This window comes from Schaedlerella sp. (assembly GCF_056796775.1).
On record NZ_JBQIKP010000004.1, the window covers coordinates 138,963 to 152,331 of the forward strand.

Below are 13,369 nucleotides of genomic sequence, written 5' to 3' on the forward strand. Positions count from 1 at the left end.
AAGGGCAAATGAGTCTTACCCTCTTCGGCATATCAGATCTTATCTGAGCTCAGAAGTCCCACCTCCGCATCCATCTTAAGCACCTTTACCCGGAATACTACGATCAGGATGCTGAACATGACTCTGAGCATATACCAGAATGGCTTCAGCCCGGAATGCATGCTCTTTCCTTCGGTCCTCGCATGCATCACCGCCGGGATCTCCACAACCCGGAACTTGGTCAGAATCATCAGGATGATCATATTTGCGTCCGGATATTTATCGTCAAAGTGATCATATTTCGAATAATACAAAAATGCTTTTCTGCTTAATCCTTGCAATCCGGTGGTCGGATCCGCGATTTGATTTCCCGTGATCATTCGAATCAGAAAACGGAACATCGTATAGACGATCCGTTTCGGCAGGGAGACCGGAAAGTCAGAGCTCTCCTTCATAAACCTTGCTCCAAGCACGATATCCGGGCATCGTCCGTCCACGTCTGCTTCCTTCAGCTTCCGGTAGATCACCGGAATATTGCACACATCATGCTGACCGTCCCCATCCATCTGGATCACATATTGATATCCCCTGCGCACCGCGTATTTATAGCCCGTCTGCAGAGCGCAGCCATACCCCATATTGTAAAGTTGGGAGAGCATGGGATACTGCATTTCCTTTACGATCCAGTTTGTGGAATCTGTGGAGGCGTCATTTACGATCAGGATATCCGCGATATCCTTCATTTCCAACGCTTCCAGCTGCATAAGCAGTCTCCGGATATTATTCCCTTCATTATAAGACGGTATGATGATCAATAGTTCTTTATTCTTCATGATCTTTGTCCCCCTGGCAAGACTCTGAGCAGCTTTTCGATCTCTTCTTTCTGAGCTGTTGTTTTCTTTGCGGCCGCCTGTCCGAGCCGTTTTCTCTTTTCGTGATCCTTTAGAAGGTCTGCAATACTGTCCGCGATCGCCTGCGGGGTCAATTCGCAGAGTATGCCGTCCTCTCCGTCTATAATCTGCTCCCTGTTGCCGTTGCAGTCCGAAGCGATCACCGCGCGGCCCAACGTCTGCGCCTCCTGAATGGCAATACTTTTCCCTTCAAATCTGGTGGCATGGATGTACAGGTCTGCCTGCGCATAGTAGGGATACGGATTGGCTACGGCTCCAAGAAGCACAAAATCCTCTTTCAGCCCCAGGGAGGCGATCTTTTTCTCCAGCATACTCCTACTCCTCTGGTCTCCTTCCCCCAGCACATACCACCTTGCCCTGAGACCTGCGTCCTTCAAAAGCTTCATCGCCTCCACCGTGATATCATACGCCTTCTGATATGTCAGCCTCCCTACAGTCAGAAGCCGCATCCCCTGGTACGTATCCTGAAAGCCGCCCTCTTCCTCCGCCCGTTTCCGGATTCCTTCCTGGTCAATCAAGTTATGGAAGATCTCTGTCTTTGAGGAACATTCAGGGTATACCACCAGGAAATGGGATCTCACCTCATCGGAAACCGTAAAGATCCGATCAAACCGCTCCCAGCAGCCCTGATCCATCTCCCTGGTATATCCTGCGCTCTCGTAGTCAATATGTACAAACGCACATTTTCGGTCAGCCTTCACATGCTCCGCTACATAGTAGGCAGAAGCCCCTTCCAGATATGCGACAGCCATATCAAACCTCTCGGAAAAATGCGGAGAACCATCGGAAATCATCCGCCACAGCAGCTTATCCGGCTGAACATGCCCGGTTCTACTCATGGACGTATAATTCTTCATAATAAAGCGCAGCTTCCGAAACCATCCTCCGTTCCGAAGAAAGGAAGTACATACGGTCCGCATCATGATCCGCTTTCCCTTTTTCGTCAGTACGGACTGATTGCTGAACCTGGTATTCATGAGTCTTACATGAGACGGCAGTTCATTGATCATCACGCCCTGTCCCATGATCACATAAAGAGAGATCTCATACTCCGGGCTGTCCAAGTGTCTCAGCAACTCCAGGAGGGCTGTCTCCGCGCCTGCCCGTCCCAACGTATTCACAACGAACAGAATTTTACTTTTCTTCACTGTATTCTTCCTTGTCTTCATGGTCCTCTCCCACCAGCCTGCTCAGCCTGTCAAGCTCTTTCAGAATCGCCTCGTTTTCCTGGTTAAGCAAAGCCACATGCATGGCCATTTCACGCTCCCTGAGGATCAATTGGGAGATCATCGCGCTTGTCCGGAATTCTTCAAACAAAAATATGGCTCCCACGCAGAAAAATGCCAGCCCCGTCCCTGTCGCGAGATATCTCGTCCATTCCGAGAATACCGGAACAATCCCAATCAGAAACAGCACAATTCCCAGCAATACCCAGATCACAGTATAGTTCACTGTAATCTTTTTATAGGAATGCATCAAAAAGCTGGCTGCCATGAGCAGAATTCCTACAAGCCCAATTCCGATCCTTATCATATTGGCATCCATGTCTAAGCCTCCTCACTTCTCGTTTGTACATTTTTATCGTATACCTTCCTGGGCGGCCGCGTCCCCATTCCGGGCTTTAACAGCGAACCCACGCAGAATATATGGGCATCCAGATGCCTCTCAATATAACGCAGGCGGAAATACGCCACCGTCCATCCGGAAAAAGCTCCCATTACCACGCCGATCCCATACCACAGTTCCGGCATCCTCGTTGCCAGAATACTTCCCAGAAACGTGACCAGACAGAAGGTGAATGACGTAAGCGCAGCACCGGTCAGGTCATTGTAATAATACAAAAAGATAATCTCAGAATACATCAAAAACACGATAAAGTATCCCACCACCAGACAGGGGTAGATCCTGAGCGTCAGATCAGAAAATCCAAATCTCGGCAGGAATACCACGCACAGCAGATATACCACGGATGTAATGATAAACTGGATGCGTACCAGGCTCATCAGCTCCGAGGACAGCTGGCGGAACATTTCCTTCTTGGCAATGTCAATGTCTCTTCCGCGCCCTCCGATGACCGATTCGGAATAGTTCTTATACTTCTCATGAAAGAACATCTCCACACGGGTGATAAAAATGATGGTAGCGGATATATTGGTAAACATCGCCAGGCATGTGGCCATATCATAGGGCTGGTTGCAGACGAAGGTTCTGACAAGCACCAGCTTCATATCCGTAGTCCAGAATACAAAATTATGGACATACAATCCCAGGATATAACAGAAGTTGGCAATCACCAGCTGCCAGTACTTTCTGAAATACCTCAGCACGGAACTATACCGATTGCTGTTCTCCAGAAAATAACGCTTCACAACCGCAATCTCCAGAAAAGCGATCAGGAAAAACCCTGTGGTCAGGGCGAACAACATACTTTCCCTGATGCCCCACTTTAAAACAAATCTCAGAAACAGAGACAGGAAAAATGCCCAGACCATCCCAAGTGTATAAAACAGCGAAATCTTCTCATAGGCCTTTGCGATGGAAAGGTAGATCATGGAGTAAAAAACCAGAACCAGCGCAATGTAGCCGCAGTAACCTGTAAATACATAGAATACATCCACCCTGCCGACAAAATGCTCCCACAGGCAGAACGGAATGCCCACCAGACTGCTGAGGGTAAGATTCATCAGGAGTCCCAGGTAATAGCAGGGCCTGATATCCTGATAGCGTTCCTCATAGATCACATCAGACATATACTTGGACAGAACTGAATTAAACGGCGCACAGGTCAAAAGCGCAAAAATAAATATATACAGTACCGTACAGGAAAATAATTCCCGCTCGATCAGCCCCAGACTGCTGAACTCCAGGAAGTACCCCATCAGCAGAATATTCATAATGATCACGAACATTGGAGTCACCGTTGACATAGAGCTGTAGGCAAACCCGATCAGATAGGTTGTGATCGAATTTTTTTCAAATATCTTACTCAGTTTCTCTCCTATGCCGTCCATTGACCTTCTCCTCCTCTCCCTCTATTCTTCCCATGGAAGCCCCAGGCTGTCTGAAAAGTCCTTGTAGATCTTCCGGTAATTTCTGCGCATATGCTCGATCTGGTAGCCCGATATCACCCTCTGGTAACCATTTTCGCCCATCTGACGGCGCAGCGGTTCGTTCCTCGCCAGATCTACCATCGCCTGCGCGATCTCCTCCACGTTCATGATATGGGTCACGATTCCCGCATCCCCAAAGTCATCGGTCTCGCCGTAAATGAGTCCCCGGCAGTTCCCTACATCCGTGGCAATGGCCGGCTTATGCGCGGCATATCCCTCCAGAATGGTAAGAGGCTGCCCTTCACTGAGGCTGGTCAGGATCGTCATATCCATCCTGCCCAGATAATCCCGGATATCAATCCTTCCGGTAAAGACCACATCCTCAATCCCCAGCGCCTCCACCTGCTCCAGACATTCCCTTGCATACCCTTCGTCCTCATCCATGGGCCCCATGATCCACAGCTTCAGTCTCGGTTCCCGCTCCTTGGCAAAGCTGAATGCCTGGATCATTGTTTTCACATCCTTGATCGGCGTCACACGAAGCACGGCGCCGATATTGATCTTTCCCTTGTCCTCTTCCGTCCTGCCGGGAAGATCTTTCAGCCTTTCTACAGAAACCCCGTTTGGCGTGACCATCGTTTTTTCCACAGGGCAGCCAAGATCTACCTGGAGCTCCCTGGCATATTCATACAGGCTGGTCACCAGGTCAGCCTTCTCATATGCCAGCTTCGACATCTTCTTAAATTGGTCGATCCATATATTCTTGTATACCCCCTGCACCCATTCCGCCCGCAGCAGTTCCTCCTCCCGCTCTCTGGTATAGATCCCATGCTCCGAGATCAGCAGCCGGCTGTTATAAAGCACCTTCGCCATACTGCCCAGTACACCGGCATATCCGGTGGCCACGCAATGGTACAGATCCGCCTTCGGAAGCTCCATCTTCAAGGTAAACAGCAGCGGCAGATACACGGAGCGTACCGTCCACAAAAAATCTGAAAAAACGAGCTGACTGTAATGCAGGTCATAATATTCCCTTACGATCTGCAGGAAGTCTTCCCCCATCAGCAGCTTATCCAGAGAAACCGGCTTTTCCTGAAACAGCCGGAATACCGATTCCCACTCCACACGCCGGTTATGCACCAGGCTGCGGAAGGCCTGGTACTCGGATTTGTTCAGCTTTAATTTTTTTCTGCCCTTCCGGTTCCAGTCAGCATCCTCCAGATATAGTTCATGTACCTCTGTCACATTTTCCGGAATCTGATATGTAAATTTTCCGCTCATGGAATGGTTGCTGATAATTGCCAGTATCACAAACTCCAGCTTCGGAAAAGACTGGATCAAGCCGTGCACCCAACTGGATACGCCGCCTGTCACATATGGATAACATCCTTCTACAACGATGCAGACTCTCACTTGATCGCTCCTTTCAGAAGGTCAGTAATAAAATCTCTCATCCGCCGGCTCAAGAACGATCGAAATCTCGCTGCTCTTTGCTTCGATCAGATATACGCCCTCTTCCAGCTCCTGAAAACCTCCGCCTTCTACTTCCTTTATGTCATTGCCGTAATTTCTGAAAATAAACCATGCTGCTCCGTCTGTTCCGCTGACCTGCAGACGGATCGTATCCCCTTTCCGGCTCTCCGTATAATCCAGAGCCAGGAAGCTTCGGATCCTCTCATCGCATTCCGCTGCTGTCGTGCCGGAAAAACCTTCCAGGTTCCGCCCATAGGCTTCCACATTTTTTACAAATTCAACGGAAAGCTCATCCCACGAATCCTCGTCCCCTCTGGGATATGCGATACGCTCCATATCACAGCACACACTGAGATACCCCAGCGCCGTTTCCACGCATCGGGTTCGAAAATCCCGCAGGAAAGAATACTCCGGCCCGTTGATGACCGCGCGCTGCTCCGTGATATGCTCTGTAAGGTATCCCAGGAGGCTGATGTCTTTCTCATCATAGTCCCGAACCACAGTCCTCACGGAGGAAAGGATATCCTCCTGAAGAGCCTCCAGAGTTTCCTTCTCTCCCATATCCCCTGCGTAAAAGGATGCAAACCGGAATCTCTCCGCCGCTTCCTTCAGGAATTTCTGATCCTCTGCAAGCTTCTCCTTCACAGGCGTATTCGACACGTTCAGCCCCGAGAGACCAATCTCCGCAGATTTTTCATGAAAGATCTTCATATAATACGTAAGCTGCTTTGGATCCGGAAGCCTGTCATCCGAATAGTCATACTGAGGAGACATCAGACAGGTCAGTCCCATGGAATAATCCTGTACTGCCGCAGTGACTGCAGGCCATATATTTTCCTGGCACAATAGCTTAACAGAGCGTCCGTAAAGCTTCTCCATCTCTTCCCGATTTTCATCGGCCACACCGGGGAACCCGGCCAATACAATATTCTGCGCATTTACGACCGGATAGATCTCATAGGGATACATCTCCGCAGACATGGCGGAAAGCAGCCCTAAGCCTTCAATCCCCTCCATATATCCGCCGTTTACGGCAAATACATATGCCGACCCGAAGCTCTTCCGCCAGATCACAACCGGATAGTCCTCTGTCTCTACCTTTTCGTCCTCCGGAATCCCCTTCATATAGACCTTTGTCCCGGAGGTCAGACTGAACCAGGGGAATGTAAGCTCCATATCCTGATATTTCCGGTCCTTCTTTTTCTCGGCCTTATAAACCATCTCGCCGCCGAGAAGGAACCCATCGTACAGGTGGATCCCCTCCACCGTCGTCTCCGTCCGCTCTACCTTCCGGATGCCCAGGAGTTCCTGAAGCTGCCTGTTCCTTCGGATCACGGATACCTCCGGAAGGGTCGCAAAAATCAGATGGGTTCCCTCTCTGACCTGCTCCATCAGAAATTCCGTTTCACTCTTCCGGTTCCAGTCTACCGCGCCGGAATCAATCACCAGCATCTCCGGACGTGCCGTATCCTTCTCCGCCTTATGATACGATTTGAGGGAAGCATACCCGGCAATATTCCGCTTGGTATAGATTGCCCATTCCTTCACGACCTCCTGCAGGATCCCGTTCTTACCGCCGATGCAGACAGCTTTTCCGCGGGAAACAGGGACTTCCTCATTCTCCTCTCCGCCTTCCGTCTTCTCCAGTACGGATTTTCTGTCTCCTCGCAGGCTCTCGGGTACATAGATATTGACCTTGGAGGGATAATCCTCCGCCGTCCCGGTGGCAAAGCCGTTGACACCATAATCATTGAATCTGTCCCTCAAATCATTGATAAACATACACAGAAAGAATACAACAGACATTAATAATGTAATTATGAAAAAATTCCGGCGTGATATCATATTCCCCTCTCCTAATCTTTCTTTGTCTTGTCATATCCGTTATATCCGTAATCTATCGCAAAATTATACAGGCTGTACCCATTCTGTTTCACACGGTAGCACACAAAATTGTCCGACTCATAATAGACCTCCATCTCGTTTGGGTAGAGCTCCTGAAATGCCTGCGCCCAATAATACATATGTGACATCGTAACCCAGCGGTCATCTCCGATATAGGGCAGGATTCCCGGCCGTTCCGAGATCGCCATTCTCGCCCCTTCCCGGGATACGGTCCGTTCCGGTTTTTCTGTATTGATATAATCCCGGTACAGAAGCGGGAGCTTTTCCACAAAAAAGTAAACCGTAGCGGTCGGGATCGTGATAGTAGTGTCTTTATCAAACGAGCGCATATCCCGTATAAATTTGATCATCTCGTAGTGATACCCCAGCTTGTAGTCCCCCAGCATCTGACGTTCATCATTGGCAGAGCAGATTGTCCATGCTTCGTCTTTATTTTCCCGTATAATATTATTGAGGCAGATCATGGCCTCATTCGTCTCATAGGGACTTACGCATACCGGCGCCCGCATCCCTGTTTTCGCCGTCAGAACGCAGGCTGCTGTCAAAGCCGCAAAAGAGCAGAAATTCAGCACCTTTGCTTTTCGGAACAAAATAAACAAAACGGCATCCACACAAAGACTCCATACAACCGGGATCCCATATCCCAGATAAACCGAATAACGGGAAACCTCCAGAATCTGGATCAGTCCCAGCTGTGCCGAAGCCTGCAGAACAGCCATGGCTCCCATATAGATGCTGATGGATATGATCACAGCCCCATAGTTCACCTTCCGGAACAGGATCCAGAATGCTCCCAGCAGAAAAAGGATGCCGATGCTTCCCACGATCACCTCTGCCGTCTTCATGTCATAGGCCACAAAATAATCCATCCTGTCCACAATATGTTCCAGTGCCGAAAGCCCTTCATCCCCGCCGCTTCCGCCGGAGGCCTGTGTACTTCCCGGCGCGGAAGACTGCATCTGTGCCATTCCCCAGTTCAGGGAGGCCTGCAGAGGGGTACCGGTGGCAAATGCCGCCGCCATAGGCAAGACGGCAAGCAGGATCCCGGCAATCCCTGCCGCCACGATCCGCTTAAAGTACTTCCATCGAAATACGCGGAAACAGAATCCCGCACCGATCGCGGCGCAGAACAGGCCCGCGATCATCGTATCGTAAAAATGAACGGTCAATGTCAGCGAAACACTGACAGCAAATAACGCCAGATAGAATCCGGGGATGGTAAGCGCCCGTTCCTTCTTTTTTTCCTTCCCTGTTTCTCTGCCATCCGTCTCCCGCTCAACTCCTCCCCCTGCCTCCATCACGAAGGCATCTTCCGCGTCAGAGCCGCCTCTTCCCGCAAATCTGGACGCAAAATTCGTCTCCTGCAAGAACGCCATCGCAAAATAAGCGGCCGGCAAGATAAAGGCCATGCCCATCTCCTGGGGCAGAGTCGCATGATATCGGATATAGGTATAGTAGTAAAATTTGTTCGAGACAATGTAGATGATAATCCCGATGTACGGAGCATATCTGGATTTACACACACTCCGGAGGAATGCCAGCAGGACCAGGTGCGTCATCACCGTCTGTATCACATAAAAGAGCCTCAGCAGGACCTGCGTATGGATTCCAAACAATCCATGCAGATGATACAAAAGGCAGTGCATACCAAACGGATACACACCATCCGCAAAGATATTGTTATGTCCCATCTCATTGATCCAGTAATTATGCAGCACAATATCAGAGGCACAGTAGCCGTACACATTGACCGCATTCGTTCCATACATATAGAGCAAAAGCACGATCAGGCCAACAACCAGAAAAATCTCCGCCCCGAACGTTTTTATAAATTCTCCGCGCTTTTTTCTTGCGGCAGCGGCGAACCGCATCACCCCTCTTCTGATATGAAGAAGCAGTGTTTTTCTGCCGATCTCCCCGCCTAAGATCAGCAGAAGCCGGTTCAGCCTTTTTTCCAGAATGCTCAGAAAAGATCCTCTGTATTTTATATAAGCTTCTGCGAGAAACGGAGCCAATGTTCCAAAGAACAGGGTCAGCCAGCAGGATATGTGAAGCAGCTGCAGCAGATAGACCAGATTGATAATATAAAAATTCCCGGTGAGGAAATAGATCATAAATCTCACGGACACACTGCCGAAGCCGGCAAGCCGTCTGCGCAGAAATAGCCAGGGCAGCATCAGAACCACAAGAACGTATGCTGCCGATATCCCTGCGAGCTGCAATATGGAAAGAATAGACATTGACATCGTTATTGCCTCCTTGTACTGAAGATCCGGATCAATTCCAATGTTTCGCGGTCAATGATCACATCTGACTTTTTCAGGGCATCCAGCGTTTTGAAGAACGCTTCCCTGTCCTGATCCGCAAAATAAAGCTTCAGCTTACAGGTATATGTAGAAAGCTCCTCCGGATATTGTTCTTCCATACGCCGGCACCATTTTGCAGTGTTTTCATAATCCTTCATCTCCAGGATCCTCAGGCAGACTGCCTCATATCTCTCGAGTGTGATTCTGGAAGCATCCTTCTCATAGAGCAGTTCGGCCATCTCTGCCATCTCATACACATATTTCCGCTGTTCATGATCAGAAAAAATGTGCTGCTTTAAAATGTGGTCCATATAGTCCACCAGAAGCTCCTCGCACTCCGTATCTGGATGCTCCCTTTCCCGGATCTCCAGAAGCTGCTTCTGTACAAACATCCGGAATTTGTTCAGTTCATCCGACAGCACCGCAGCCGCATAGTGAGAAGTCTCCGAGTCCTCACTGTCCAGTGCCAGTGTGATAGATGCAAGAGAGCTCCTGATATCTTCCCGCATCACATTGACAAACACCGACCGCAGATCCTTTTTCTCATTCACCAGAAGAGCCTCTTCCAGAGGAATGATATTGCGCTCTACTTCCTCATCCGCTTTCTGGTTTGTTTTGACACGGTCTTTGCTGAAAACTACATCTGCCAGGTTCGCTTCCCTCCAAAACACGAACAGATAAAACAGATGCCCCATCAGAAAAAACAGCGGAACGATGACCGGGCACAAAATCATTTCAATGAAACGGATCACATAGGTCCGCCTGTTGTCATATAAGATCTCCGTGCCGTTTTCATCCGCCAGCGATGCCCGGGCCGGCACTACAATCACTACCCCTGCGATCAGGTAGACCACTGACACGATAAAATTGACAGCCAGGACGATCAGGAAGATGTATTCATCTCTTGCCATGGTCATAGTACTGCCTCCTCGTCAATCCGGCACGTATAACCTAATTCATGGAAACGTTCTATAATGCCGCCAACAGTTTCTTTGTTGGTATTCGGCAGCAGCGCATACAGTTTTCCGCCTTTGAAGAGCCCCAGATAGTCTGTCTGCCGCATCGTGCCGCCCAGCCTGTCTGCCGCCTGCGCATAGTTCCACCCGTTGGTGAAGATCTCCAGCAGGATATACTCCGTCAGCCCCTTATCTTTTGCGTCAAAGAACGCTTTCGCCAGATGGGTAAATGCTTCCTCCTCCAGCACGCTGGTCCCTTCCACGTAACGCTCATTCCGAAGCACATCCAGATAACGGTTGGCACGGACGACCGCATTCTGGATCAGATAGCCTACGATCGTCAGGCGGTTTGCCTCGCCCAGCGTCATACGTTCCCATGGAACGCCCCAGAGCATAATGATGAGCTGCATGTCATCCTCTGAGTATACCGCACTTGCCATCATCGGCATCTTCTCAACCATATTCCGATTGATATAGACCCTGTGTTCTTTCAGCTCGTTATACAGTTCTTCCATCCCCGTATACTTGATGGAATTTCCCAATCTGCGCGCCTCCGGGGAGGTTGCGGAAAAGAGCCTTGCGTAATCCCGGTTGGCAACGTTATATACTGCCACATCCCTGCAGTCCATCAGCCTGGACAGCACCTGAGCCGCATAGAAAAGCACCTCTTCCGGTCCATACTGTTCCAGTGAGGACGAAACCTCATAGATCTTCCCCAGACTTTCCCGGTGATTCACTACCTGGGATTCAAAATTATGCTTCAGTTTTACGTTGCTGTCATTGATATCTTCGATGTCCCGCAGCTGTCCGTTCAGGTACTGAACTCTGCACCGCCCCTCATCCCGGATAAAACTCAGCTGATCCTTCTGATATCCCACTGTCAGGCCCACAATAAACAGCTGCGCCATCCAGACATATGTATTGTAATCCAGCAGCACTTCAAATAAGGAGCTGTCCGCCATCTCCCGGCTGCAGTATCCGATCACCGCAAGTACCGCCGAAAATACCGCCTGCTGCTGTCCGTGTACAATGGCAAACAGAAGCACATACAGCAGGTAAATATCCAGCTTTGCCAGGAACTCGCTGTCCGCCGCCCTGCCGTCCAGAAAATATGCAAGCGCAAAAACCGCCAATGCCTCCGCAAAAGGCAATAATGCCTTGAAGATCCTCCGGATATGGTTCCAGATCTTCATGCCTACACCGGCACCTTCATCCTCATCCAAAATAAAGGAATTGCTGTGGCGTATCATAAAATGAACCACAGATTTTATTCCATTGTCGTAATCATGGAACAGTTCATATTCGAACTCCTCCTTATATCTGCCGCAATCCAGCACCAGACGACTGTTTGCGCCTACAGCGCTGTCAGCAACCGATACACCTTCCCCCATCTCATCTCTGATCTTCTCGGCAAACTGTTTTTCATTGATCGTCTCTGCGGACGAAATGTTATACATAGAATGCTTCGGCTTCTCTTCGCACAGCACTCTGTAAGCCAGCTCCAGAGCATCATTCATATAGATCATGGAAAATGCCCTTCTTTCATTTGCCGAAATCTTTCCTGTTTTCAATGCCTCCAGACACATCCGAAAACAGTCATTGTCCTCCGTCTTTCCTTTTTCCGGCACCCAGTACATATGGTCAAACCGGAGGATCATCGTATCCGTTCCCTGTGTCCTGCGGAAATTCTCACAGGCTTCCTCCCCCTGAACCAGGGCCATTGCTTTAAATCCCTTGGGAGACACCGGCTCGTCCTCGGAAACATTGTCGATATATACATTGCTGAATACTTCATGGGACGAGAAATATACAAACTTTCCCCCCTTGACCACACTATACGCAGACAAGAGATTTACGATTCCCGCCACATAACGGACCGACTCCTGTCTGGCGTCTTCCTTCCAGTCAAAATTCGTGTCAAATGCCCCCATAAAGACAACGACATCCGGCCTGGTACTCTCAAAAATATCCTTGATGCTCCCGCTGTCATACGGAAAATCATATTTTTCAAATACCTTCTTATAAGAGGAACGATTGTTTTTCTGCCCTGTCAGCAGGTATACACGATGACCGTTCTTGGCCAGTTTGCTGATCATCGCGTCCATCAGCGCACTGCCGCCGCCTATCAATAATACAACCATGCTGTTCACCATTTTCTTTATATTTTTTTGCATCCGTTCTGGCCAGCAGCTGCTCTGCCGCAGACGAGTCCGCTGCCGTTCGGAATAAATGCGCATATTCTTTTCTTTGTCCGGACACTCTAAGCGAACAAAAAAGGCATCCTTCCTAAATTTAGAAAAAGTATGCCCTCATTGCAAAAATCACCCAAAATCTATTACACATTGTAAAACTCAGGCATCTTTATACTCAGAATGATGTTCCACGCCTCTTTGGAGTATCTCCGCGCAGTTGTCGGGCGGAGATATCCCGGCTGCCTGATATACATTTTTTAAAATCTCCTCCGCCTTGTCCAGGCTGAGCCTTGGTTCTGATTCTATAAATTCATATGCCTTCTTCTCATTCCATTGACTGTTCCGCATGGCTCTGCCGACCTCCCTGGAAAGTATCATTCCGAGCTGCAGTTCTGACCGGGTAAGAACTGTCGCAGAGCGGCCTGCTCTGCGACAAGCCCGCCCTGTCACTGTATGACCGGATGCCGTTCAGCAAGTGCACGACACCGTATAAGTACTGGGTGTACTAATAAATCTTTGGTATTTACACATACATTTTAATACAGTATAATAGTTCATAAGGAGGCGTTCCACAGTAATGGAGCGATTTGAAATATG

At 49.3% G+C, this 13,369-nt stretch carries 10 protein-coding genes; all 10 read right to left on the reverse strand.

Features of this window, described 5'->3' with window-relative positions:
* Positions 1 to 32: 32 nt before the first annotated feature.
* The 10 genes from ACTOY7_RS03700 to ACTOY7_RS03745 all read right to left on the reverse strand — a co-directional run bounded on the left by ACTOY7_RS03700 (position 33) and on the right by ACTOY7_RS03745 (position 13,120).
* Entirely contained in the window at positions 33 to 812 is a 780-nt protein-coding gene (locus ACTOY7_RS03700; RefSeq protein ID WP_300885710.1) for a glycosyltransferase family 2 protein, read from the reverse strand.
* Positions 809 to 2,038 carry a glycosyltransferase gene (locus tag ACTOY7_RS03705; RefSeq protein WP_482671931.1) on the reverse strand — a complete coding sequence of 410 codons (1,230 nt, stop codon included), beginning with the start codon at positions 2,036 to 2,038 and terminating at the stop codon, positions 809 to 811. Before ACTOY7_RS03705 ends, ACTOY7_RS03700 begins: the two co-directional genes overlap by 4 nt.
* On the reverse strand, positions 2,025 to 2,435 hold the full coding sequence (locus ACTOY7_RS03710) for a DUF2304 domain-containing protein (protein WP_160284127.1): 411 nt from the start codon (positions 2,433 to 2,435) through the stop codon (positions 2,025 to 2,027). Before ACTOY7_RS03710 ends, ACTOY7_RS03705 begins: the two co-directional genes overlap by 14 nt.
* Positions 2,436 to 2,437: 2 nt before the next feature.
* Positions 2,438 to 3,901 (reverse strand): exopolysaccharide Pel transporter PelG, encoded by a 1,464-nt coding sequence (pelG, locus tag ACTOY7_RS03715; RefSeq protein WP_482671932.1) that lies wholly within the window; start codon positions 3,899 to 3,901, stop codon positions 2,438 to 2,440.
* A 21-nt stretch (positions 3,902 to 3,922) separates the two neighbouring features.
* Entirely contained in the window at positions 3,923 to 5,353 is a 1,431-nt protein-coding gene (gene pelF / locus ACTOY7_RS03720) for a GT4 family glycosyltransferase PelF (protein ID WP_482672013.1), read from the reverse strand.
* A 21-nt stretch (positions 5,354 to 5,374) separates the two neighbouring features.
* The gene (locus ACTOY7_RS03725) at positions 5,375 to 7,258 is read right to left on the reverse strand and encodes a DUF2194 domain-containing protein (protein ID WP_160284124.1); all 1,884 of its coding nucleotides are present in this window, start codon (positions 7,256 to 7,258) and stop codon (positions 5,375 to 5,377) included.
* An 11-nt stretch (positions 7,259 to 7,269) separates the two neighbouring features.
* On the reverse strand, positions 7,270 to 9,564 hold the full coding sequence (locus ACTOY7_RS03730) for a hypothetical protein (protein ID WP_482671825.1): 2,295 nt from the start codon (positions 9,562 to 9,564) through the stop codon (positions 7,270 to 7,272).
* Positions 9,565 to 9,566: 2 nt separating this feature from the next.
* The gene (locus ACTOY7_RS03735) at positions 9,567 to 10,541 is read right to left on the reverse strand and encodes a hypothetical protein (RefSeq protein WP_160284122.1); all 975 of its coding nucleotides are present in this window, start codon (positions 10,539 to 10,541) and stop codon (positions 9,567 to 9,569) included.
* Positions 10,538 to 12,721 carry an NAD-dependent epimerase/dehydratase family protein gene (locus tag ACTOY7_RS03740; RefSeq protein ID WP_160284121.1) on the reverse strand — a complete coding sequence of 728 codons (2,184 nt, stop codon included), beginning with the start codon at positions 12,719 to 12,721 and terminating at the stop codon, positions 10,538 to 10,540. The genes ACTOY7_RS03735 and ACTOY7_RS03740 overlap by 4 nt, the downstream gene beginning before the upstream one ends.
* 210 nt (positions 12,722 to 12,931) lie before the next feature.
* Complete coding sequence (locus tag ACTOY7_RS03745; protein ID WP_482671828.1) at positions 12,932 to 13,120, reverse strand: hypothetical protein; 189 nt, start codon at positions 13,118 to 13,120, stop codon at positions 12,932 to 12,934.
* Positions 13,121 to 13,369 lie beyond the last annotated feature (249 nt).